Source organism: Paenibacillus sp. FSL K6-1558 (assembly GCF_038002565.1).
Lineage (GTDB): Bacteria > Bacillota > Bacilli > Paenibacillales > Paenibacillaceae > Paenibacillus > Paenibacillus polysaccharolyticus.
Window position 1 is genome coordinate 1177236 of the sequence record NZ_JBBOCV010000001.1, and the last position, 24812, is coordinate 1202047.

Consider the following 24812-nt stretch of genomic DNA (forward strand, 5'->3'; position numbering starts at 1 on the left):
ATTATCATTATCAATTAGACATAGGAGTAGTATATTAAATAACGGCGTTCCAAGATATTGACGATTCAGACTTTATCTTATGGACGATGTCGCCACAACTTTAACACTTCATCCAGCATCAATTCATGGGTAAAGGCCGTATAATCCAGCAGAACACTAGGGATCAACATATCGATGCAGTCATTTTGAGCCGCTTTTGTCGCCATCCATACCTCTGACTGTTGAATTTTTGCCCACGTCTGTCTTGATTCCTCGTCTTCACTCACAATAAGCAATGCCCTATCAATGGTTAATTCCGCTAGATCACCGATATTAAAATGCGGCTTATGCCAAATATACTCCATACCCTCTGGCGCCCTTAACTGCATATCGTTATAAAACACCGAAGCGATGGTTTGCGGATTCATAACCTGTATTTCCGTACCATGCACACGAAGCACGATTAACCGGTCTTGACGCACCTGCTTGGATAGCTGTGATCTAATTACGTCAGCCTTTTGTTCATATCTTTCGAGCCACACCTCAGCCGCCTCAAACCGATTCATAAATTCAGCTACCGTTCTCAGATGATCCCGCCAATCTCCTTCCGACTGAGTTAACACACAAACAGGTGCGATTGAACTTAAACGCTGCATCATACTCTCAGACATTTCCTCACGAACAGCGACAATATAATCAGGACGAATCGCTTCTAATTGCTGCAAACAGCCATGCTCATTATCGATCAGAGGTATTACCTTATCTGTTTGGTATTTTCGTCTGTAATACGCTGTCCAAGGATGACTAGCTTGAGCAGCGGCAGGAATAATCTGGAGGGCCAGTAATGTTCCAATGCCAAGCGAGTGAACCGCAGCAATACGTTGCTTGCTATTTTGTATAAAAGCTGCTGGCGGGAGACCTGTAATTTGCTTGAATTTTCGGCGGAAGTACATCTCGTCTTGAAACCCTACGCAAGCTGCAATTTCCTTTAGCCTTGGACTATGATCATTCCTCATCATGATCTGAGCCTGTTTGATCCGGTATATTGTCAAATAATCCATTGCGCTACAGCCATACATTTTCTTAAACAACCGCATGAAATGACGAGAACTCATTCGTGCAACCTCAGCCAAATCCTGGATTGTTATTTTTTTCATATACTGCTGTTCGATATAATGTCTAACTTGTTCAATAGGTAATGCTGGTTGGTGGGACTGTACATAAACCATATCATTAAAAATCTTATACAATAGCTCCTGAAAACGAATCTGACCTAAAAAATGCTGCAGCCTGTCTTCCCCACGGATCAGCTGCTCGATTTCCTGACATAACAAATTCACGGCAACCGGTGAGCTACATTGAATCACACGACCATTCGTCTGCGTACACACTTGCTTCATCATCCCCAAAGCGGATACTACGTTTGAATTTGACTGTTCGCCTAAAAAAACGTTAAATCTGATCTGATAGAGTCCTCCTGCTTCTTTTCCCCTAAGCTCTGCTTCAATCAGTTGTCCAGGCAGACCTAGATATACTGCTCCGCTCCGGAGTTCAATAAACTGACCGTCCACCGTAAGCCATCCTTCACCATCAGTAATAAACAGTAACAGATAACGATCCAGAAAGTGTTTTCCGAGACGCCAGTTTGATTCAGAATGACCTGTAACTGCTGACTCCAATTCAACCAACTTGAAATGCAGCAGATCCAGCTGATCAAAGAATGTATATAAATTAGCCTCATCGGTGGCTTTCATCTGCATATTTTCCTCCACATATCTCTATTGTGCTTCCTTCAATTATTTAAAATATAACATAATTTCGTCATTCATTTTTGAACAATAAAAACATTCATCTTGAACTCAAGTTGATCCAGGAATGCCCAATGATTATATTCAAAAAAACACTTCAGCCTTTGTCTCAGTGTTCTCATCAGGACCGTCCGATGAAAGGGTCACCCAAACAAAATAAGCTGAAGTGTCTGTAAACCTGCGTTACTCGCTATGTTTATTACAAAAACCGATACTGTGCTTCAATCAGACCGTTGTAAACTCCTTGTTTCTGGATAAGCTGTTCATGGTTGCCCTCTTCCTTGATCTCCCCATGATCCAGCACAATAATATGATCGGCATTACGAATGGTGGAGAGGCGGTGAGCCACCATAAAGGACGTTCGCCCCTGAAGTAATACTTTGAGGGCTTCCTGAATTTTCAACTCCGTTTCCGTGTCAATGCTGGCTGTAGCTTCATCCAGAATCAAGATGCGCGGATCAGCGAGCAATGCCCGGGCAAAAGATAACAATTGCCGTTGTCCCATCGACAACACATTACCTCTCTCTTCCACTTCGGTATCATATCCACCCGGAAGTTTCATGATAAACTCGTGCGCGTTAACGGCCTTCGCCGCTTCTTCCACCTCTTCGTTCGTCGCATCCAGCCGTCCAAAACGAATATTGTCCCGAATGGTACCTGAGAAAATAAATGTATCCTGCAGCACAATGCTGATCTGACTACGCAGGCTTTCCACCGTCACATCACGCACGTCATGTCCATCGATGGTCAGGCGGCCGCCCGTGATGTCATAGAAACGGCTAATCAGATTGATGATTGTACTTTTACCCGAGCCTGTATGACCGACAAGTGCGATGGATTGCCCTGCCGCCGCCTTGAAGCTAATGCCTTTCAGCGCCTGTCTTCCCTTTTCGTACTCAAATACGACATTATCGAATACGATATCCCCTTTAATAGAAGGAAGCGGCTTGGCACCTGGTTTGTCAGCGATATTCGGCTCTTCATCCATAAACTCGAAAATTCGTTCAGAAGATGCCATGGCAACCAGCAACTGATTGTACATCTGTCCCAAACGGTTAATCGGGTCCCAGAAGTTGCCGACATAGTTGGCAAAAGCCACGAGCAAACCCACGGTCAACATTTCATTTTGAATGAGATGTGCGCCGTACCAGAACAGAATTAACGTCCCGAAACCACCTGTAATTTCAATCAAAGGACCAAATCCCTGGTTCATTGCTGATGCTTTGTCCCACGACTTTTTGCTGGACATATTCATGTTGTCGAAGTATTTCATATTTTCTTTTTCTTGAGTGTACGCCTGCGTAACCCGGATTCCTTGAATGGATTCATTCAGGTGAGAGTTAATCCGAGAGTTCTTCATACGCACATCCTGCCACGCCCGGCGAATCAGCACCCGTAATTTCGTAGATATAATGAACATAATCGGCACCGTAATGATTACAGCAAGACCGAGTTTCCAGTTAATCAACAGGAGAATGACGATGATACCAAGCAACTGAACGCAGTCGATCATGACGTTAACCGCACCATTCGTGAACAGATCCTGTAAAGAATTGATGTCATTCGTTACACGCACAAGCACGGAACCTGCGGGTCTTTTATCAAAAAAGTTAAAGGACAGCTTCTGAATATGTTTGAACAAGTCTGAGCGAAGATCGTAAATCACCCGCTGCCCAATAATATTCGTCAGTTTAATACGGTATGTGTTAGCTGCCCACTGGATGAGATACAGTAGCAGGATTGAACCTGCGATAATATACAGCATTGTCATGCTAGGTACTCCGGTCTGCGGTGCAATAGCTCTATCGATTGCAAGACTGATTAGAAAAGGTACGGCTAATTTCGTAATCGTTCCAAGAATCATCATTAGAATCACAAACGGCAGGAGCTGCCTCGCATACGGTTTCATGTAAGCAAACAATCGTGCAAACTCTTGCCAGTTAAACGGTTTTTCGATCACTTCATCATCCTGATAGACAAATCGTTCATTCATTTTTTTATTAGAGGTTTCCTTAACCTCTCGCCTGTCTGTTATTGTTTCGGCACTCATGAGTTCACCTGCTCCCCAGCCTCCCGCTTCCCGCGGGCAATGTAGTCTGCATATTGAATGTTATAGACATCCTGGTACGGTCCAGGTACTTGAATTAACTCCGTATGTTTGCCGCGTTGTACCACGCGTCCTTCGTCCAGCACCAGAATCTCATCTGCATGTCGCAGCGAAGAGATCCGATGGGCAATGATAAATGTCGTTCTGCCGCGCATAACCTCTTGAAAGCCCGACTGAATCTCATGTTCGGTTTCCATGTCCACGGCACTTGTGGCATCATCAAGGACAAGAATCTTCGGATTTTTCAGCAAAGCCCGCGCAATAGCAATCCGCTGCTTCTGTCCTCCGGAGAGTCCCATACCGCGTTCACCGACGACCGTATCATATCCTTCGGGAAACTCCATGATAAAGTCATGAGCCTTCGCCAGCTTGGCGGCGCGGATAATCTCTTCCATCGTCACATTTTTCAACCCGTAGGAGATGTTGTTACGTATGCTAGAGGAGAACAGGAACGTCTCCTGGAACACGGAAGCAATCTGACTTCGCAAGCTACGAATGCCCATATCTTTAATGTTTCTGCCATCGAGCTTGATCGAACCGGAGTTCACGTTATAGGCACGCATCAAAAGCTGGATAATCGTAGATTTCCCTGATCCTGTTCCTCCGAGGAAACCGATTACAGAACCAGGCGGAGCATCAAAATTAATATCGGTTACAGCAGGCATTTTGTTACCATAAGCAAACGTTACCGATTCAAAGGTCACATGACCTTTCACCTGATCTGTCTCCACAATAACCGGGTCTTCGGTCTCTTGCACATCCACAGGGGTGTTCAGCAACTCAAGCACCCGTTCACCTGAAGCTTTGGACTGAGTGTAGTTGTTAATGTGAAAGCCGAGGCCCCACATTGGACCAATTATGTACCAGATCAAACTGAAGAAGGCAACAAGTTGACCCAAGGTCAGGGTTTGCTGGATTACCATTCTGCCACCGATCACAAGCAGTAGTACAACACTCACCGAAGCCAGAATCTCCATAATCGGAAAATAGCGGCTCCACAACGTGGCGGCATGGATCTGATTCGTTTTGTAGCGTTCATTTCGTGTGGAGAACTTCTCCACTTCATAAGGCTCACGTGCAAACGATTTAACCGTTCTTACACCTGTAATGTTTTCTTGCACGGCTGTAGTCAGCGAGCTTAATGCCAATCGCATTTCCTGAAATGCCGGATGAATTCTGGATTCGAATCGAAGCGCAACGAAGGCAAGCAGAGGGATGCAGACGAGCGTCAACAGTGTTAACTTCCAACTCATCGTCATCATCATTATTGCGCCGAATACGACCATTAGAACCATGTTAAGAATCTGGGCGAAACCAAATCCGATAAAGTTACGGATGGCCTCCAAATCTCCCGTGAGGCGGGACATCAGATCACCTGTTTTGGCCGTATCATAATAACGGAAGGATAAAAATTGAAGTTTTTCATAACAGGCATTACGTAAACGATACGCCAAATAATTGCCTAGACGTCCGCCAAAGAAACCGTGTAAAAATTGCATGCCTGCTTTCAAAATAACAACACCTAACACCGTCAGGGCAAGCATGGGAACGTCTTCAAAATTACGTGGCACAATAACGTCATCGATCAAAATTCGAAGCAGGTTCGGATAGACTAATCCTAGTGCGGTCGCTAAGGCGAGAAACAAGATCGATACCAATAAATACGTTCGCTTCTCCCAAAAATAGGTTTGCAGTTGCCTGAGAACATCCATGTGTCTCCTCCTCTAATGTTGCTTGAAATGATATGAACATTTATGAAGTTTATCACCGTCCCTCATTCGCGGCAAAGCGAATAATAGACCATATTCAGGCGACTTTCAGCTAATTATCGCATTAACGGATGCCAATAGCCGACTTTCAATCAAATGTTTGAATATTCTCTATATTTCAGGTTGTTCATGCCAAAAAAAGGCTCCCTATATGCCTTTGCGGCGGGAGCCTTTTTTGACGCTTTTTTGCAACATTTTCACTGGGTTATGGAAGAAATCAATTATTTTACAAACGTTTCCAAAATATTTGCAGATGTGATCAACCAACCTTGTGGCAATATAGCGTATCACTTATCAGAAGTTTCACACGGTGATGCAACCCCCATGACCATCTATTCCTGCATTTGTTCAAGCTGTTCGGACAAGGCCACCCAATGCTCAGCCTGGATTCCACTTGCAAGGGTATCCTGTATGCCCGTAACGGCTTCTTCCAGCCTTTCGGTGAGCTGACGAGAGTGATGCTGCACCGATTGATGAACCTGTGTATCATAAAATTGCACCAGCTTCTGTTCTGAGGTCGGGAGCACTTGAATCATCATCTGTTTGAGCACCGGCTCAAGTGCCTCCTGAAGGCGCTGACGCCCTTCTCCTTCAAAGAACTGCTTCGGATTCCGGAAGTAACTCCAGTAGTTTTTCCAGCCCGACGGTTCTTCTAGCCGGATTTCATCCAGCACAGGAGTACTCCACTTTTCATCCAAGGTTAAGGACAAGTCGATACCGCCTGTCAGCTGCTTCACTTCATTAATACATTCAGTTACTTGCTTGCCAACCCAAGCATGACCAGTCTGCTCCAATCGCAGTGTTGTGGCGAGTAATTCCTGTTCAAGCTCAATGCCGATCATACGCAACAGCTCCCGGCCGCAAGCTGCGAACGCCGTTTTCAAGTTGCCCTGATCTTCACGTAATACGGATGGATGAAACGCTTCTGCCATAAACTGACCCAGTCGGAAGGCTAAACGCTGTCTGACATGGAAAAGCAATTCATTCGTTTCCTGTGACAGTTCATCCTTCATTGATCGCTGCGCTAATCGCTCAATCCGCAAGCGTGACTGCTCCGAGATCGTGCCCAGTTCATCTCGCCGCTGACGCAGTGTTTCTTCCCCCTGTGCCGCATCCTCTGCACGTTGCTTTAACCGCTGAATGACACGCGCCAGCTCTTCGGAGGCTCCACCAACTGCGAGATCAGCCAGTTCCTTGCCTGCAAATTGATTAAACTCTTCTTCGAAACGCATAAAGCCCGATTGTTGCAATCGATCAACGTTTCCATCCATTTTACCTTCCATCGCAAGCATGCTGGATACCGGGAAAAGACGTGGTGAACGAATCCCGTTTTTCCGCAGTTCTGTCCCTACATGATCGAGCACCTGTTCCAATTCTTCTTCCGAGGAAGATAAATCACTCGCATTGACAACAAAGAACATCTGATCCATCGCGGAGCTATCTTTCACTCGCCCAAGTTGATTCAGGAACTGCCGGTCTCCCTGGGAGAAGGCATGATTATAATAGGTTACAAAAATCAATGCATCTGCATTTTTCATATAATTAAACGTTACGCCTGTATGCCGGGCATTGACTGAATCTGCTCCAGGTGTATCCACAAGCACTATGCCCTGCTCCGTCACGTCACAGCTGTAATACAGATCAATGGAATCTACAAAACAGGATTTCTTCTCATTGGCTACAAAATGGCGATATCCGTTCAAGTCCACCAGCACATCTTGCCCAAGTTGATCCGCTGTTTCCTCCCAGCCAGCCGCAGCAGCCTGTAAGAAGCTGTAATGCGGACGCCCTGCTGGGTGTACATCCCGAGGCGTGAGTGATTGCACCCGCTTTTGCCATTCCGTGCCCGGCTCTCCAAGACCAAGCAGACGGAAGGAGTAGGCAAGGTCCTCCTGGAAGGCCTCCCGGGTCTTCATGCGGACCCGGGCAGTACCATGCTCCATGCCCCCGGCCGGAGCCATAATACGGTTGATCGCCGCTGTCGTTGGATGCGGCGATACCGGGAGGACCGCTTCGCCCAGCAATGCGTTGGCGAAGGAGGATTTGCCCGCGCTGAACGCACCGAACAGCGCAAGCGTGAACGTGCCACCCGCAAGCGAAGCCGCGCGTGCACGCAAATCCCGTACCGCCGACCCCATGGCGGGGTACGGCTCCACCAGCGCAGCAGCGGCTTCCAGCCGTGCCGCTGCTGCGTCCAGGCGCCGGCGGCGTTCCGCGCCAGCCGCCGCCGGTGCGCCCTGCGCTGCTGCTGCGCGCGGCGGCGCAGGGGCCTGCGTCTGTGGCTGCGCCGCCACAGACGCGGACGTGCCCACCTGCGAACCGGGAGCTTCGCCCGGTTCAGGCGCGGGCACGTGCGGGCCCTTCACCTCCGGCAATAGCCCGGAGGGGAGGGGGCCCGCAGGAGGCGCGCGAGGCGCGCGCCCTGCCGCCTCTTCGGCGGCGGCGCGCTGGAGCGCCGTGTAGCGCGCCGCCGCCGCGGATTGCGCCAGCGGCGCTGCGCGGCTGGCGTCCAGCGCCTGGAGCGCGGCTTCGCCCTGCGCAGCCAGCGCTTCCAGGATGCGGTCGGCCAGCAGCATGGCCGACTTACGGTACCGGGCCTCAATCTCGCCCCGGACATCTTTGCTGAATTGAATGACATACTCAGGCGATAGTTCTGCACTCGCACTTCGTTTCAGTTCAAGCAATTCTTCATTAATTACAGGCAATTCTGTGTTAAGTGCCTGCTCCCACGCGGCATCCCAGACCTGATAAGCTTCCCCTAGCTGTCTGAGCATCGTCCGAATATGAACCTCCACTTGACTGGAAGTCTGATCCTGAAGCAGTCTCACCAGTTCCGAAGCCCGGCGCTGTTTCTCCTGTTCCGTTTTGCCTCCTGAAAAGAGCAGACCTACCCGGAATCCCGGCTTGCGGCTCTCCAAATAATGACCAGCCGAAGTTCGGATATCCGCTGGGGTCAGGTTTGCGTTAGCAAGCAAAGAATCCACCTCTGCCCTGAATTTCTCACGGACTTGCGACGGTTTGGCTCGAAGCTCTGCGACTTGTTCATCCAGTAGAGCAATCTCACGCTCCAAACGTTCGATACCTTCTTGTCCTCCTACTTGTTCAAGCAGTGCAGTTTCTTCATCTTCTCTCTTCCCGGCTTCCCGTCTCAGATGTTGCTCCGTGATATGACTGGCTGAACTGGCTAAACTGTGAGAGATCAGCTCTTCTTTCTTGGTCATCAGCTCAGTAATCAGTTCCGGTAATTGACCCCACTGATTATATCGATGCTGCTGGTCACGCAAGGAAGTGAATAACAGACCGTCATAACGGACTTCCCATGCGGCAAAAATCGCCTCTACCCCATCCACATATTGATCAAACGAAAGCTCCCGTTCCCGATGTTTATCGATCTGATTCACAATCAAAAATAGTGGCTTCCCCCAGTCGGACAAACTTTTGGCAAAAGAAAGATTTGTCTCCGACTGAACATGATTGTAATCCATCACATAGAACACAACATCAGCCAGATGTAGTGCCGAATGCGTAGCCAGGCTATGTCCGCGATCCGTCGAATCCACACCTGGCGTGTCCAGCAATACAGCATCGTCCTGTAGTAGCGGAATATGATCCCATACTTCTATGGAACTGTACACCCCTCCATTTTTACAATACGTCTCCAGCTCCTCTGGTGAAACTTCCAATGTTCCTGCTTTATTGTCAGCGCTTACGTTCGGTGAAGTATAAATAAGTGCTCTCGGCTTGCCGTTGCGTATTGCGACGACATTGGCACTGGTTGGCACCGGACTTGATGGCAGTACTCGCTTGCCACACAAGCTGTTGATCAAACTCGACTTGCCTGCCGAGAAATGTCCACAGAACGCAATCGTCAGATGTTTCGTTTCAGCCTTGCTGATTAAATCCGTTAGTGCCTCTACAGCGGTATGGTCCCCTGACTGCTTCATTGCTTCACGTAGCGGTAACAAAGGTGTGGCCATTTCTGCTGGGTAATCTGTTCTGGACATGACTGGCCTTCCTCCTGGCTCCTCTAATTTGACATCCGTTTCGACGTCAATCTCTGATTTATCTTCATATAGTTTAACATCATCATGTTTGAATTTGAACGATTTCACTTGAATCTGCATGTAGATGGATTCCAGATCAATATAAGTTCAATTTGAGATGATTTGCCACGCCCGATGATGTCAAAAAATTCTTTCGAACCAACTCATCACGCTAATTTCCACGTTTACGTTTGTTTGGTACGTTAATCCGTTACTATGTATCTATAAAAAAATAAAACCGACATGTCGGTTTTATACAGGTCATACTTTTTAACTCCCACACTAATTAGGGATGTTTATCATCAAGTAACTGGCTGCATGACATGCCTAGCAGCTACATTAACGATCGCTTCTCGGCAATGTCAATGCAACCAGGTTCCTGATCATAGGTTAACAAAAACTTAAGATACTGCGTTTTCCATTGTAGGCAACAGGATTTCAAAAACTTGACCATGTTGCAAAATGGTAATGCCACGGCCTTTGTCTCTCATTACCACAACCTCAGGCTTTGTAGACATACGCTCCAGATAATGCTCAGGCACGTCACCAGAGTGACTCACAGTAATGCCTTCAACTTCTTTTTCTTCATTCTCCGCCATTTCCTGTTCAACGATTTGTTCAAAAATATCGGAGAAGGCTTCAAAATTGTCAGTGTACACGGAAATGCATTTCATCGTTATTCATCCTTTTCTGCTTATGAATTTAATTTTCGTTTTCGGGTGGTGACACGTTCCTTATCTTTCCTGATCTGGGACGTTTTCATACGTTTTTTCCCTTCCCTGCATATGTCTAAGAGCGGACAGATATGGCATTGGGGAGTTTGAGCCTTGCAATGGTAGCGTCCAAAAAATATAAACCGGTGATGAGTTATTGTCCACTCATCCCGAGGTACGCGCTTCATCAGTTTCTTCTCGACTTCAAGTACGGAGTCATCCCAACCCGCGAGCCCCAGTCTCTTCGACACACGTTCAACATGAGTATCTACAGCGATCGCCGGTACTCCAAACGCATTTGAAACGACAACATTCGCGGTTTTACGTCCGACACCTGGCAGGGTGACAAGCTGATCATGTTCCTGCGGTACATCGCCGCCATACTGCTCTATTAAAATTCGGCACATGTTCTGGATATGCTTGGCCTTGTTTCGGTACAATCCAATTCGGCGAATATCCTGCTCCAGCTCTTCAAGAGGAACCATTAGATAATCGGCCGGGCTTTTGTACTTTTGAAACAAATCTGCAGTGACCTTGTTCACCGTTTCGTCTGTGCACTGCGCAGATAAAAGGACCGCTACCGTTAGTTCAAATGCATTGCTGTGATTTAACTCGCAATGTGCATCAGGAAACATGGCTTCCATGGTTTCGAGTATATGTCTTACCGTCGCTGCATTCATGAAGGGCTACCTCCCACAAGTCTGCTCCACACTGTAGAGCCTTACTTCAAGCTTCAGCCAAGTAGCTTGGCGGGGATCCAAAAAGCTTGCAAAAAAAACGTCTTGATGCGGGAAAGATCCCGTATCAAGACGGTCATTCTTTTGATCCTCGAAAAAGAAACGATTACTGTTTTTGAATCTCCATCACGACGTTGTTCAGGAGATACAATACAATATTATCATTATCTCTGAGAGATTGCACGCTTAAAGTATTGTCACCCTGGTGAACAAATACATTAGATCCCAGTGCAAAACGGTAGTTCATGTCTGATGTTGTTTCGCGTTTAACCAAAATCTGGTTACCCACTCCATCATAAGACCAGAACTGTTTACTCATGACAGTAAGCACTCTGAAACGCGTGGAATTATCTGTATCTTTAGTCATTTCCACACGGTCGCCAACCGTGAGGTTAGTCAAAGATGTTAATATCGAACCGGCTTTAACAACTTTAACAGGTCCACTCACAGATACTTTATCTGTCGCACCATTAAACTGTTTCAATGTAACCGAAGTTGCATCCACTGCAGTAACCTCAGCCAGCGTACGTTTAACCACTTGAACAGCCTTCGGTGTAACTCCTTCAAACGTTACATTAATCAAATTGCCTGCAGTCAACTGGGAAGGTGTAATGGATTGACCACTTTCGCCAGTCAATACCGCTTGATCCACATAAAACTGACTTGTAAGCAGATCTGATTTTACCCGAACACGACCGCTGGATTCCATGGAGACCACTTCGAATTGAGCAACTGTTTTCAATGCAATCTTCTGCGCTACATCCTGATTTGTTCCAAGGGTAACCGCAACATTATCCCCTACCTTCAAATCAGACAGACTAGCCGTTGATTTGTTATACATTTCAACCGCTGGTGCTGTCGTATAAGGAACTGTAATCGTCTGGTTGCCAGATAACAAGCTGATTTTTCGGTTTGTTGTATCAATATTACTAATTGTGCCTTCGTATTTGTAAATTACCTTCACAGACAATGCACGAGTTCCCACATAAGTCAGATCCAGTTTGCGTCCGTCATTGAGCAAGGACTCCAGACCTGCCAGTGTCGGTTTGACTGAGTTATAGTCCATTTTTGTTTTTTCATCCAGTGTGAATACATAAGGTTTTTTATTTACATCCAGTACAGTAAGCACTTTGGTCTTACTGTTATAGGATACAACTGTAGCCCCGTTCAGAGGCTCCATTTGCCGGCCAATCACCTGAATGCGAGTTACCTGGTCATCACTGTTTAATGTTAATTCAACTTTGTCACCATTGTTCGCATCTGTAATCAGGTCATTGAGCGTTGCATCTTGAATACCATTGATAATCACTTCCGGTTTCTCGCTCAGCAATTTTGCTTCAAGTGAACCTCCATCACGTTTATACGTCAATGTGGATTGGTTGCCGCCGATCTCAACTAATGTTCCACGAACGGATTGTTCTACGCCCTGATTCAGCTCAATTGTCTGCAGAACACTGTCTTTGACAGTGTATTTCACAGTGCTGCCTGCCTTCAAATCAGCCAAAGACAAAATGCGGTTTTGATAACGTATAATTAGATTATCTGTATACGTATACTGCTCTGTTGCCCCCGCAGCATTCACGAGCTTGATCGTTTTTCCGGAAGTAACCACTTCCGCAACTACACCGCTATCACTCTTGTTAACGATACCGGATTTAACCCGGATGACCACTGTTTTTTTGTCAGCAGAGAACGTCTCGCGCTGTACTTCAATGATGCTGTCCACTGTAATATCAGACAATTTAATTGCTTTTCCGTTCTGATCCATGAATGCAGTATTCTCATCATAAGTATATGTTTCATAGTTTTCGCCTACAAAGAGACCGATTTTGTTCCCGGACAATGCACGCGCAAACGTACCTTCTACGCTCTCCATTTGTTGCTTGGCATCAACAACCTCCACATAGGAAGCTGCACCTGCCGAACCAACGATAAGAACTTTCGTATATAGTTTCACATCCGATGCAGATGCGCGTGTTTCACTATCTTTGGTAAAGTACGGGGTATTGCTGTTCACTGCATAGTTAACCGTTTTACCGTCAACTAGTAGCGTGATCTGCCCGTCTTTCAATCCGGTAACATAACCCGTAGAAGTATTCGGATACTTCGTATCCGTCAATGATTCACCACGACTAAAAAATGTCGCAAGCTGAGCACGAGTTACAGAGCCTGTCGGATTGAACTTGTTGTTTTCCAAACCTTTGGCCAGATCCAAACTAACAGCCAGATTTACATACCCTTTCGCACTGTCTGAAATATTTGCGTTGTCAGCAAATCCAGTGGACTGATTATTCTGTGCTTTCGCTTCAGCATCTTTGTTCAACGAGCGGATTAATAGTTTAGTAATCCATTCACGAGTTGCCGGCTTTTGTCCCCATGTTGTTTTGGAGACATCAGATGATGCTTCTTCCGTTTTATCCACGAGTCCCAATTGAAGTGCAAGCGCAACATATGGCTTAAAGTAGTTTCCTACTTGCATATTTGTCGGTAATGCCGCAGCCGTGCTCGTGTTCAACTGCGATTCCGTATTCATAAAACGGATGGCCATCGTTATCGCTTCTTGTTGCGTTACCGCGTCCCCTGGACGAAACAGGCCGTTATTGCCGAGAAGAATACCTTGATACGCCAGCTTGTATACATGTTTCTCAGCCCAGTATCCAGCCTTGATATCACTAAACAAACCTGTTGGTGCAGCCGTACTTTGTACTGCCGCATTTTGGCCCTGTCCCGTTTCTGTTGTGTCTGCTGCCATAGCAGCTCCACCCGCGCTAAGGGCCATCATGCCTGCAAGCACGGCTGATACTACTTTTTTAGAGTGTGATGGATGGTTATATTTAAAAGTCACCTATGATTCCCCTCTCTCATATAAAAACGACCTCAATCCGTGAGTCTACGGTAACGCACTTGAAGCAATGTTTAATTGGATCTTGTCATTGGATGTTCAAGATCCACATGTCCCATCAAACTTTCAGTTGATTTACCATCTACCAGCAGATCAAGTGATTTTACCTCATCGAACTGGAAGAACGTTTGTTTCAACGCATCGATGGCAAACGATTCACCACCAGCACCAAGACGTGCCGTATCCGGCATATGAATATCCAGTGTCAGTGCTCCATCCTTGAATTGAACTGATTTCAGCTCAATATCCTTGGACCATAGCGGAACGAGCTTTTCATCTTTGCTTTGCTGCAAAGAAGCAAAAGCCTCTTTATATTTGTCATCTTCCGATGCAAACGTAATTTCGGCTGGCGCTTTGTGAAGTTCCAGCTCCTCCGGATCGGTATAAAACACTTCGATAGACTTCTTCTCCTTGCTGTCGGATGTTGAAGGTTTGTCCGTAGATACTTCACCAGAAGAAGCTCCACCAGAAGACGTTGTTCCCTCCGAGCTTCCGTTCGCTGAGTTAGATGGTGTTGTGTTATCCTCGGAACCAGCTGTCGTAGGGTCGGTAATGACCTGACCGTCCACTTCTGTAGCGCCGTTCCCTGTTTGTGTCTCTGATCCCGCACCTTGTGTCTGGTTTGGAGCAGCTGTCGGTTTACTACCACATCCAGCAGCTACGGCCATAACCGTTACCAGCAAAGCTGCGATCCATATTTTTTTGTTCATTCTAACTCATCCTCCTCAGCATAAGGGTTGTCCCTTATTGAATTCCCAAATACTCCTTGATCCCAGCAACAATACCTTTGGCTACATTGTTCTGGAAATTTTCCGTAAACAATACAGCTTCATCACTCTTGTTGCTAAGGAATCCTCCCTCTAACAGCACCGCAGGCATCGTTGTTTCACGGGTTACGTGGAGACTGGCCATTTTTACTCCCCGGTCTTTTAAACCGGAAGACTTCACGAGATACTTGTGCATAATATTAGCCAGTTCCTTACTAACCGAGCGGGAATAAAAAGTTTCTACCCCCGTTGCCGCGACAGGGCCGCTATTCGCATGAATGGAGATGAAGATATCTGCATTTATGTTCTGTGCAACCTTCACACGTTCTTTCAGTGCGAGAAATGTATCATCACTACGTGTTAATACGACATCGATCTGAGGCTCTTTTTTCAGAAGTGCCTCCACTTTTAATGCCATGGCAAGATTGAAATCTTTTTCTCTTTTGCCTGTAACACCAATCGCTCCAGGGTCTTGATCTCCGTGCCCCGCATCGATGACTACAACTTTCTTGCCATTCCCACCAACGGGCGGAGCAGGTGTGCTACCTTGATTGTTTAGATCAATGATGAGCAATCCTGAATCGTTCTGCACACTGTACCCTTTGGCGCCTGTCAGATCAATAACAAACCGAATGGTAGAAGGACTGTTGCTATATAAGGAATAACGAATTTGAGACACATCTGGATAACCGTTAACAACGAGTTGACCATTTTGATTGCTATCCAGCGCCTGACCTTGACTAAACGAATCCGCAAAAGCCGTATTTGGCAGATCAATTACAATTCGATCCGGGCCGTTCATCGTAAATACGTTCGGCTTTGTGCTTCCACTTGTAGCAATCATGAAACGGTTGTCGCTAAAGCTAATGCCGTTCACTTGTACAAGACCTTCCTGACTCGATCCTCCGCCATCGTTACCAGAGTTCGGGGGAGTGGTTGTCCCGTTTCCGGAACCTGCATTCTGGGTAACTAATGTTACCGTCTTCGTGGTGTTGTTCCAACCCACCTTAAGACCCATTTGCTCTCCGATGAAACGGAGTGGTACTAAAGTCGTACCATTTTTTACGAGGGGCGGGGCATCCAGGTCTACGTTACTGCCGTTCACTGTTGCCGTCTTCTGTCCAACAATCATCTGCATGGCAGTGTTGTCTTTGCTAATCGTCACCGTTTGCGACTGTTGTTTCCAATCGACAGAGTATCCCAAACTTTCGGAAACCGTACGAATCGGGACCATCACCTTACCATTGATGTTATCCGCTTTCGCATCCGAAGGCTGTACGATCTCATTCCCGTCTAGGATAATTTTCGTGTCTGCTGCTGCATGACTATAGCCCGGGAAAACGAGCCCAAAGACAAATAACAGTACCAAAAAACCGAACTTCTTCATCCTTCACCCCTACCAATCTCATATTTTTTTGCCGCATGTTGTAGGCTTGCAACTTTCACTGCGCACTTGGGCATTACCAGACACCTATTAGACGTCTCCCAATCTCAAAAGTTGCGAATATATTCCAACATAACAGAAAAAAAACGTTGTCAGATCAAGCTTTTTTTACATTTTAATGTCTTATTTTTTCCTAATTTATCAATTATGCATCTTGAAACAACGGACTTCCCTACTCTGCATATTTACGAAAAATCCCATTCTACAAACTCAAATAATCTAAAATTCCGTCGACAATCGCTTGAGCACACTGATCCTGATATGACTCTGTAAGCATCAGAGCTTCATCGGTTGGATTGCTCAAAAAACCCAATTCAAGGAGTACAGCCGGCATCGATGTTTCCCGAGTCACGTGCAGACTCGCCACTTTTACGCCGCGATCTTTAAGTCCTGTAACAGGTAATACGTGCTTGTGAAGGATTTCCGCTAAACTTTTACTTTCTTTTCGTGTGTACAATGTTTCTATCCCGTTTGGAACCGGAGTTGTGAATTTGTTTCCATGAATGGACACAAACAGATTCGCCTGGTTCAGCTTCGCTATATCCACACGTTGTTGTAAGGAAAGTTCTGTATCATCCTGACGTGTAATCACGGTCTGAATGTTGGCATGCTGTTCCAGAAGAGCCTTCACTTTAAGTCCTACCGCTAGATTAAAATCTTTTTCGTAAGCACCTGATACACTGACTGCGCCAGACTGACGTCCACCATGTCCAGGGTCAATAACAATCACTGTTTTACCGTTATTCTCCGGTAAGGCTGGCTGACTACCCGATGTTCCATTCGCAGCTGAGAGATCAACGAGCAACACGTTATTCTCTCCAAGTGACCAGTTTGCTGTCGTACTTTGATTTAGATCCAAAACCACTCGCACCGTCGATGGCGACTGGCTGAACATGGCAAATCGGACTTTAGAAACAAGAGATGAGTCCATGACATCGATTTGCCCACTTCCGTCCGGATTCGAAGCCTGTCCCTGCACAAATGTCTGTGAAAAGGTTGTATTCGGCAGATCTACAATAATCCGCTCAGGCCCGCTAATACTAGACACTTTAGGGCTGATGTTTCCATTTGTCGCAACAATTAAACGGTCTCCGCTGTAACTTATGCTTTGCAGTTCCGTCAAACCAACCGGGGCAGGAGTCACCACCGGATCACTGTCAGGCTCCGTATCTACTACAGGTGGAATACTAAACAGGCTAACCGTTTTAGTACCATTGTCCCATCCTACCTGTAGTCCCATGCCCTCACCTACAAAACGCAAAGGTACTAGTGTTGTACCCTGTTTAATCAAGGGAGGTGCATCCAGATTGACGACATTTCCATTAATCGTAGCTGCATCTTTGCCAGCCGTCATCTCGATGGAGCTTTTGCCTCGCTGAACGTGCACCGTTTGCGTTGCCTGTTCCCATTTCACGTCATAACCCAGGTTTTCGGATACAATCCGAATCGGAACCATGACCGTTTTCCCAATATTCTCTGCGGGTGCTCCTACTTTTTGGTCAATGGTGACTCCATCAAGCACGATCGAAGGCGCACGGTCTGCATGAGCCATCACTGGGAAAAGACAAAGGAACAGAAAAAAAATGACTGCTGCCGACCATTTCTTCATTCGTCATCCACCATTCTAGTTAAGTTATGTAGATTTGAGGCCTGATTCACTACCTGTATTACGCTATGTACCCTTCCATAATCTACTATCCAGTCTATCAGATAATGTCTAGTGATCCGGTTACAACGTTGTCATATTTAGTCGGAAAATAACAAATTAAAGAAGCCTCCATCTTGAGCAAAGGAACGTGAACATTCCTTGTCCAGATGGAGGCTTGGTGTTTAATCACTCTATTCAGCCAAAAAGTTTAGCCGCATGGCGCTCTTCATAGGCAGTAATCGCATCATCATGTTGAAGTGTCAGACCGATGTCATCCAGTCCTTGCAACAGGAATTGACGACGGTGTTCGTCCAGATCAAAATCGATATGCAATCCGTGTGCGTCTGTAATCGTTTTGTTTTCCAGATTCACATTCATCTCATAATTTTCATGCTTTGCTGTACGCTGGAACAAGTCTTCTACCTGCTCTTCGGACAGTTTAATCGGCAAAATTCCGTTTTTGAAACAGTTGTTATAGAAGATATCCGCAAAAGATGGTGCAATGACACAACGGAATCCATAATCCATAATTGCCCATGGTGCATGCTCACGGGAAGACCCGCAACCAAAATTAGCACGAGAAATTAGAATTGATGCTCCTTCATAACGAGGCTTGTTCATTTCGAAGGAAGGATTGTTGTTTCCCTCTTCATCAAAACGCCATTCGTAGAACAAAAACTGTCCAAATCCGGTGCGTTCAATCCGCTTCAAAAATTGTTTCGGGATAATTGCGTCTGTATCTACATTGACCCGGTCTACCGGTGCCACGATGCCTTGCAGTGTTTGAAATGCTTCCATATGTTCCGTTCTCCCTTCTGGCGATTATCGCTTAGATCGCTGCTTCTGTTTTGAAATTCCAGTCACGTACGTCTACAAAATGACCTTTAACCGCTGCCGCTGCCGCCATTGCTGGTGACACCAGATGCGTCCGTCCTCCGCGTCCTTGACGCCCTTCAAAGTTACGGTTGGAAGTAGATGCACAACGTTGTCCCGGCTTCAGTACGTCCGGATTCATCGCAAGGCACATACTGCATCCTGCGTCACGCCATTCAAAACCAGCTTCAGTGAAAATTTTGTCCAAACCTTCTTCTTCCGCCTGGATTTTAACACGTCCGGAGCCTGGTACAACAATAGCAGTTACATTACTGGAAACGGTGTGACCTTTGGCCACTTTTGCCGCTGCACGCAGATCTTCAATCCGTCCATTCGTACAAGAACCGATAAATACATAATCAATCGGAATCTCTGCAATCGGTGTTCCAGGTGTAAGTCCCATATATTCAAGCGCTTTTTCAGCCGCTTTACGCTCATTTTCTGTAGGCAGTTCTGCTGGTACAGGAACTTTGGAAGAAATATCGGTTCCCATGCCTGGGCTAGTACCCCAGGTTACTTGTGGGATCAGTGATTCCACATCAATTTCAACGACATGGTCAAACTCAGCACCTTCATCCGTCACAAGCTCTTTCCATGCTGCAACAGCTTCATCAAACTTAGCACCTGTAGGAACATACTCGCGTCCACGCAGATATTCAAACGTTGTTTCATCCGGAGCGATCAGTCCTGCTCTTGCTCCACCTTCAATGGACATGTTACATACAGTCATACGCTCTTCCATGCTCAGTTCACGGATGGATTCCCCTGTATACTCGATAACATAACCTGTTGCAAAGTCTGTGCCGTACTTGGCAATGACCGCAAGGATCATGTCTTTCGCCGTAACACCCGGGTTACGTTTGCCGACAAAACGAACTTCCATCGTTTTTGCTTTTGCTTGCTGCAAACATTGTGTTGCCATAACGTGTTCCACTTCACTTGTTCCGATACCAAATGCAAGTGCACCAAATGCCCCGTGAGTAGATGTGTGGCTGTCGCCGCATACAATCGTTTTACCTGGATGAGTCAGGCCCAGCTCAGGTCCCATAACGTGTACTACACCTTGGTCAATCGTGTCCAGATCGTACAACTTCACGCCGAAATCACGGCAGTTCTGAGACAGTGTGTCAATTTGCTGTTTGGAGATCGGATCTGTAATGTTGAAACGATCCTTCGTTGGCACGTTGTGATCCATCGTTGCAAATGTCAGTTCTGGACGGCGAACTTTACGACCGCTCAGACGAAGTCCTTCAAATGCTTGCGGAGATGTTACTTCATGCACCAGGTGCAAGTCGATATACAGGATGCTTGGTTTTCCTTCTTCCTGATGAATTACGTGATTTTCCCAAATTTTCTCAAACATCGTTTTTTTACTCATCATTTTCACCTCATCATAAGTTCGGTCCTTGGAAGAGCTTTGTGCATCTTTGTCTAAAAGTGAAGCTCTTGAATGACCTAAATATATCACCCCGTCCTTCATTGTTCCAAGATATAATATCTATAGATGTGATAGGTTTAACCTATAATAAGACAAACAGTAATAAACCACTGTAGAATACAGAGGTTTTAATTGATAACAATTATCATTATCATGTATAACTTATACTACGTGCATGTCTCGGCCCTGTCAATGCTTTAATTTCTCTTTTCGAATTCTTGTTCGGGCCATGCTTCCCTGATAAGAATAACGAACCCGTGCTCATTAATGTTATAATAACGACATCGATGAAAGGAATGACGTATCATTATGGAATTCAGACAACTTCAATATACACTACAGATTGCTGCTGAACGGAACTTCTCACGAGCCGCAGAAAAATTACATATTGCCCAGCCTTCACTCAGTCAGCAACTGTCCAAACTTGAGAAGGAACTTGGCGTATTGCTTTTTCAACGGAATACCAGCACTGTTGAGCTGACACACGCGGGAGTTACTTTTGTTGAACAGGCCCAAAAGATTGTGGATGCCATGGAGCTGTTGCGTCAGGAAATGTCGGATATCTCGCAGCTTCGCAAAGGAAAGGTTGTTGTAGGCAGTATGCCGATTACCGGTTCTCATCTGCTTCCGCATGTGCTCCCAGCCTTTCAACAAGCGTACCCCGACATCGAAGTAACTTTGTTAGAAGATTCCGGGATTACACTCGAAAAGTTAACAGCCAGCGGCAAAGCTGACCTCAGCCTGCTCTCTCTACCTTTGCAGGAGTCCAGTTTGTCTTATGTCAAGATTGGCGAGGAACGTATAGATTTGGCTGTACCGCCGAACCACCCTTTGGCTCATCGAGGAACCCCGGGCCATCTGCAGCCTGTGCGGATTGATGAGCTTCGGGATGAACCCTTTGTTGTATTAAAAAAAGGACAGGGCTTCCGCAAGCTGACGTTTGATCTCTGCGAACAGGCCGGTTTTGACCCGCAGGTGGTTTTTGAGAGCACCAACATTGAAACATTGCAATCTCTGGTGGCAACAGGCATGGGCATCACTCTGGTTCCCCGTTTTATCGCCCGTGCACCCCGCAGTGAGTTCGTGCCTGTATATGTCCCACTTGCCGATCCAACGCCAAGTCGTACGCTTGTCGTCGCTTATCGTCAAGGGCGCGTCCTATCCAAGGCAGCCGAAGCTTTTATACAGACATTTCGGCAAACCGTTGCCGAGCTTTCCAAAACAGATTAAACCGTTGCTGTAACAAGTTCGTGGATTTATGATTTGCATTGTGTAATCACGTTGACGAGAACACTTATAAGCTCTTACCAAAAAAGCCGTCCACATAGTCTAATGACTACGGGACAGCTTTTTTCGTTTACAGACCAGCTGAACAACTGATCCACAAAAAATGTAGCATGTTTTGTTACAGCACAATGTTGCTTGTTAATACATATAATTAAGGCAATTCACGCATCAACCTTCATTTCACTGTCACTGTCATACCACTTAACTTGTCTTGTCTCAAATAATTGCATATATATCATAGCTTATCTAGCATGTCTCACATCATCTTGATACGTAACCTTCAGTCATTCTGCGCAAGCATGATTCTATCCTTTACCTTCGCAGATTACGATCACTTGTCAGCCTGTTCTGTTGATCCATGGCACGGCCTTCTTCCTGCGAATTCTCAGGGGGTGACAAGCCTCCTGTCCCATTCTCTAAGAATGCTCTTAAGTGATCTACCCTTCTGTTGCCTTGTTCCAGTCTCCTGAGCGTATCTTTCACATGGTTGTCCATTGATTGATCATCCTCCTTGGTGACGGGATAGTTATTATTACCCGCCTCCTGGAGCGATAAACAGCATATGCCATTTTTTTAGAGAAAAACTATTTCCCGCTAAAATAAATGCTTGGTCTGCGATCCTCAAACACCGGGATACGTCCGCGAACTTCGTCAACCAAACCAGGACGGATGACTCCAGATACAATCTCTTCGCCTTCACCGCCTTCAGCTACGATCTCTCCCCAAGGGTCGATGATCAAGGAGTGTCCAAAAAATTCAGTGTCTCCCCCTTTGCCGACGCGGTTACACGCAATAACATACATCTGGTTCTCGATAGCCCGAGCAGTCAATAATGTGCGCCAGTGATGCAGACGAGGATTAGGCCATTCAGCAGGCACAATTAATGCACGTGCACCATTCAGAGCGAGGGTTCGAGCTAATTCTGGAAACCGAATATCATAACAGATCGATGCCCCCGCCGTCAGACCGTTGCCGAGTTCAAACATTTCAGGCCGTGCACCCGGCTCCAAGTATTTTTCTTCATCCATCAGACGAAACAAATGAAGTTTATCATAACGTGATACTTCTGTTCCTTCCTCACTATAGGCATACATCGTATTGTAGATCTGTCCGTCACGCTTCTCGGCTATAGAACCGCCCACGATGGAGATTTGATGTTTTTTCGCAAAAGCAGACAGCCATTCTCTTGACGTCTTCCCTTCCGGGTCAGCAAGCTCATGAATTTGCGGCAAAGCATATCCAGTGTTCCACATTTCGGGAAGCACGGCCAGCTTTGCATCCGGATATTGCTCCACTGCGCGTTCAAGCAACCTCTGCATATGTTGATGGTTAGCTTCCGGATCTCCCAGTTTAATATCCCCTTGAATCAAAACAACCCGCATTTCCCCTTGTTCAGTCATGACCCAACACTCCTCCGAACTGTAATACTTGATATCATAGCTTGATCCCTAGAAAATTCGCAACCGTATTAACTCAGATGACTACCTAACAGTTCAGGTAACCTCTCCAGCAACTGGTCACATATCTGTGCATCACCTGAATTCCAGGCCAATTCCTCCAAAGGATACACACGCCCTTGTCTTACAGCCGTAAGAGCTCTCCACTCTGGACTCTGTATCAGTTTCTCTGTCGCCTGCCGTGCATCTGGCTCCTGAGGTAGCATGAGGAACAGATAATCTCCAGCATATTCTTGAACCGCATCAGCCGAAATCTCTTTGTATGCTCTGCCTGCTGCAAGAGCTTCCTGAACCTTATGAACAGGCCTGAAACCAAATGGGTGATATAATAATGGCGCAAGTCCGATATTTCCCATCACAAACAAGCGAGCTCCCCGGTGGTATGTGAGTACTGAGGCTGTTTCTCCCAGATGAATTATTTTGCTAATCTTCTCCCACATCTGCAATGTACGTTCTTCATACGAACTCAGCCATCGCTTGGCTTGTTTCTGCCTGCCAAACCAGTCCCCTACTCTCGTCAAACGTTCATGAAGAGGCGCATGCGAATTGTAAGCCAGCGTAGGCGCAATACGCGTTAATTGCTCATACTGATGCTCATCTTCACTATCTATAATGATCAGATCCGGCTTCAAACGAATCGTCTTTTCAACATTGATCGGAGTGCCTGCATTATACTCCTCATCCTCAATTAAATGGATACCTAATACTCGCAAATCCCCCGCAGTATCTCCATAATAGATCACTCGCTCTGGATTAGCGGGAATTCGTACATCGTGTCCTAACCAATCCTGAACCAAGGTCTGTTGTTGAATAGATCTGTCATACTGACGAGGAGATAGTCCGGTAATCTGGCGAAAACGTCTGTTAAAATAATATTCATCTTTGAATCCGACACGGCTCGCGATATCACGTAAAGGCTCATCTGTCTTGCGTAACCAATCTTTGGCATGCTGAATTCGAACATGATTGATGTAATCAAGCGGTTTCTGACCAGTACGTTGCTTGAACATTGTCGTGTATAGTTTAGGACGAACACCAGCCATATTCGCAAGCTTATGGACCGTGATCTCATCTCTGTAACACTCATCAATATACTGAATAGTCCGGGTTAACCTGGACTCCGAATTTGTATCAGTACCTTTTGTGGTATAACGAGTTATGATCCGTTCCATCCATCGCTGAAACCCCACATTTAGATTGCAATACTCCGCATCATTTTTATAATTTCGGGATGCAAACAATTCGACTAACACTCTGCTCACAGACTCATATGTAGCATCGTTGAACTGAGCGCGTTGCTTAAATAAAGGCGGTGAATACAACTTGAGAAGGCCGGAAAAAACCTGAAAAGCATCATATGCCATAACCGTATAAGTCAAATGGTTTGAATTCCTGTGTTCCAGCTGGTATGCCTCGCCCGGAGAAATCGGATAGATACAACCCGCAGTAAAAGGCCAGTATTCCTGGCCGATGTACAAGTGCCCTTCTCCTTCTTCACAGATTAAAAATGTATGTTTATCACACTGCACCTCCAGCATGATTTGATTAGATCGTTCAATTCGTCGCTCCAGATGCTCCAGCCGAAACATGAATGTCGAAAAAAATAACTTATCTTGATTCACATCCAACGTTTTCATGTTCATTTATCTCCTAGCATTACTGAGAATTATTATCATTAAAAACTCTATGGAGTCATTATAGTCTAGTACTAATCTTATATCTAGATCATTTTGTAATGAGCTCCTTACAGATAATTCGTATCAAAAAAGCGCTCAACCAAAGTTGATCGCTTTTGGGAATTTTAAGATTTCATTTGGTGGTGATTCGATTGTCGGATTCC

The 24812-nt window shown here is 46.0% G+C and carries 16 protein-coding genes; 1 reads left to right on the forward strand and 15 read right to left on the reverse strand.

Annotated features, from left to right (window positions below):
- Nucleotides 1–77: 77 nt before the first annotated feature.
- The 12 genes from MHI38_RS04895 to leuC all read right to left on the reverse strand — a co-directional run bounded on the left by MHI38_RS04895 (nucleotide 78) and on the right by leuC (nucleotide 20168).
- Nucleotides 78–1739: an AraC family transcriptional regulator gene (locus tag MHI38_RS04895; RefSeq protein ID WP_154983644.1), complete on the reverse strand. Its 1662-nt coding sequence runs from the start codon at nucleotides 1737–1739 to the stop codon at nucleotides 78–80.
- A gap of 247 nt (nucleotides 1740–1986) precedes the next feature.
- A complete protein-coding gene (locus MHI38_RS04900; RefSeq protein WP_154890579.1) occupies nucleotides 1987–3837 on the reverse strand; it encodes an ABC transporter transmembrane domain-containing protein in 1851 nt (616 codons plus the stop codon).
- A complete protein-coding gene (locus MHI38_RS04905; RefSeq protein WP_090917085.1) occupies nucleotides 3834–5606 on the reverse strand; it encodes an ABC transporter ATP-binding protein in 1773 nt (590 codons plus the stop codon). The genes MHI38_RS04900 and MHI38_RS04905 overlap by 4 nt, the downstream gene beginning before the upstream one ends.
- A 389-nt stretch (nucleotides 5607–5995) precedes the next feature.
- Nucleotides 5996–9667 (reverse strand): dynamin family protein, encoded by a 3672-nt coding sequence (locus MHI38_RS04910; RefSeq protein WP_341181011.1) that lies wholly within the window; start codon nucleotides 9665–9667, stop codon nucleotides 5996–5998.
- A gap of 440 nt (nucleotides 9668–10107) precedes the next feature.
- Nucleotides 10108–10380: an NAD/NADP transhydrogenase alpha subunit gene (locus tag MHI38_RS04915; RefSeq protein ID WP_090917088.1), complete on the reverse strand. Its 273-nt coding sequence runs from the start codon at nucleotides 10378–10380 to the stop codon at nucleotides 10108–10110.
- A 20-nt stretch (nucleotides 10381–10400) separates the two neighbouring features.
- Nucleotides 10401–11099 carry an endonuclease III gene (gene nth / locus MHI38_RS04920; protein WP_090917090.1) on the reverse strand — a complete coding sequence of 233 codons (699 nt, stop codon included), beginning with the start codon at nucleotides 11097–11099 and terminating at the stop codon, nucleotides 10401–10403.
- 163 nt (nucleotides 11100–11262) lie between these two features.
- Nucleotides 11263–14001, reverse strand: a complete 2739-nt coding sequence (locus tag MHI38_RS04925) for an S-layer homology domain-containing protein (protein WP_154890580.1) — start codon at nucleotides 13999–14001, stop codon at nucleotides 11263–11265.
- A 71-nt stretch (nucleotides 14002–14072) separates the two neighbouring features.
- Nucleotides 14073–14768, reverse strand: a complete 696-nt coding sequence (locus tag MHI38_RS04930; protein WP_154890581.1) for a GerMN domain-containing protein — start codon at nucleotides 14766–14768, stop codon at nucleotides 14073–14075.
- Between the two features lie 34 nt (nucleotides 14769–14802).
- Nucleotides 14803–16212, reverse strand: coding sequence for an N-acetylmuramoyl-L-alanine amidase family protein (locus MHI38_RS04935; RefSeq protein ID WP_090917096.1), 1410 nt, complete (start codon nucleotides 16210–16212; stop codon nucleotides 14803–14805).
- A gap of 259 nt (nucleotides 16213–16471) precedes the next feature.
- The gene (locus MHI38_RS04940; protein ID WP_154890582.1) at nucleotides 16472–17878 is read right to left on the reverse strand and encodes an N-acetylmuramoyl-L-alanine amidase; all 1407 of its coding nucleotides are present in this window, start codon (nucleotides 17876–17878) and stop codon (nucleotides 16472–16474) included.
- 234 nt (nucleotides 17879–18112) lie between these two features.
- Nucleotides 18113–18715 carry a 3-isopropylmalate dehydratase small subunit gene (gene leuD / locus MHI38_RS04945; protein ID WP_090917100.1) on the reverse strand — a complete coding sequence of 201 codons (603 nt, stop codon included), beginning with the start codon at nucleotides 18713–18715 and terminating at the stop codon, nucleotides 18113–18115.
- A gap of 31 nt (nucleotides 18716–18746) precedes the next feature.
- A complete protein-coding gene (gene leuC / locus MHI38_RS04950; protein ID WP_090917102.1) occupies nucleotides 18747–20168 on the reverse strand; it encodes a 3-isopropylmalate dehydratase large subunit in 1422 nt (473 codons plus the stop codon).
- Between the two features lie 369 nt (nucleotides 20169–20537).
- Between leuC and MHI38_RS04955 the strand changes: the two genes are divergently transcribed.
- Nucleotides 20538–21458: a LysR family transcriptional regulator gene (locus tag MHI38_RS04955; RefSeq protein ID WP_090917104.1), complete on the forward strand. Its 921-nt coding sequence runs from the start codon at nucleotides 20538–20540 to the stop codon at nucleotides 21456–21458.
- A 369-nt stretch (nucleotides 21459–21827) separates the two neighbouring features.
- Here the strand turns inward: MHI38_RS04955 and MHI38_RS04960 are convergent, their stop codons facing one another.
- From MHI38_RS04960 to MHI38_RS04970, 3 genes are all read right to left on the reverse strand, one after another.
- Nucleotides 21828–22010: a hypothetical protein gene (locus MHI38_RS04960; RefSeq protein ID WP_090917106.1), complete on the reverse strand. Its 183-nt coding sequence runs from the start codon at nucleotides 22008–22010 to the stop codon at nucleotides 21828–21830.
- An 89-nt stretch (nucleotides 22011–22099) separates the two neighbouring features.
- A complete protein-coding gene (locus MHI38_RS04965; protein ID WP_154890583.1) occupies nucleotides 22100–22915 on the reverse strand; it encodes a carbon-nitrogen family hydrolase in 816 nt (271 codons plus the stop codon).
- A 68-nt stretch (nucleotides 22916–22983) separates the two neighbouring features.
- The gene (locus MHI38_RS04970; RefSeq protein WP_341181012.1) at nucleotides 22984–24609 is read right to left on the reverse strand and encodes an ABC transporter substrate-binding protein; all 1626 of its coding nucleotides are present in this window, start codon (nucleotides 24607–24609) and stop codon (nucleotides 22984–22986) included.
- Nucleotides 24610–24812: the final 203 nt, after the last annotated feature.

What these genes read in the sequence shown, in the direction of transcription:
- MHI38_RS04895 (WP_154983644.1), bottom strand. Translation starts at nt 1,739, where the DNA reads ATGCAGATGAAAGCCACCGATGAGGCTAATTTATATACATTCTTTGAT.
- MHI38_RS04900 (WP_154890579.1), bottom strand. Translation starts at nt 3,837, where the DNA reads ATGAGTGCCGAAACAATAACAGACAGGCGAGAGGTTAAGGAAACCTCT.
- MHI38_RS04905 (WP_090917085.1), bottom strand. Translation starts at nt 5,606, where the DNA reads ATGGATGTTCTCAGGCAACTGCAAACCTATTTTTGGGAGAAGCGAACG.
- MHI38_RS04910 (WP_341181011.1), bottom strand. Translation starts at nt 9,667, where the DNA reads ATGTCCAGAACAGATTACCCAGCAGAAATGGCCACACCTTTGTTACCG.
- MHI38_RS04915 (WP_090917088.1), bottom strand. Translation starts at nt 10,380, where the DNA reads ATGAAATGCATTTCCGTGTACACTGACAATTTTGAAGCCTTCTCCGAT.
- nth (WP_090917090.1), bottom strand. Translation starts at nt 11,099, where the DNA reads ATGAATGCAGCGACGGTAAGACATATACTCGAAACCATGGAAGCCATG.
- MHI38_RS04930 (WP_154890581.1), bottom strand. Translation starts at nt 14,768, where the DNA reads ATGAACAAAAAAATATGGATCGCAGCTTTGCTGGTAACGGTTATGGCC.
- MHI38_RS04935 (WP_090917096.1), bottom strand. Translation starts at nt 16,212, where the DNA reads ATGAAGAAGTTCGGTTTTTTGGTACTGTTATTTGTCTTTGGGCTCGTT.
- MHI38_RS04940 (WP_154890582.1), bottom strand. Translation starts at nt 17,878, where the DNA reads ATGAAGAAATGGTCGGCAGCAGTCATTTTTTTTCTGTTCCTTTGTCTT.
- leuD (WP_090917100.1), bottom strand. Translation starts at nt 18,715, where the DNA reads ATGGAAGCATTTCAAACACTGCAAGGCATCGTGGCACCGGTAGACCGG.
- leuC (WP_090917102.1), bottom strand. Translation starts at nt 20,168, where the DNA reads ATGAGTAAAAAAACGATGTTTGAGAAAATTTGGGAAAATCACGTAATT.
- MHI38_RS04955 (WP_090917104.1), top strand. Translation starts at nt 20,538, where the DNA reads ATGGAATTCAGACAACTTCAATATACACTACAGATTGCTGCTGAACGG.
- MHI38_RS04960 (WP_090917106.1), bottom strand. Translation starts at nt 22,010, where the DNA reads ATGGACAACCATGTGAAAGATACGCTCAGGAGACTGGAACAAGGCAAC.
- MHI38_RS04965 (WP_154890583.1), bottom strand. Translation starts at nt 22,915, where the DNA reads ATGACTGAACAAGGGGAAATGCGGGTTGTTTTGATTCAAGGGGATATT.
- MHI38_RS04970 (WP_341181012.1), bottom strand. Translation starts at nt 24,609, where the DNA reads ATGAAAACGTTGGATGTGAATCAAGATAAGTTATTTTTTTCGACATTC.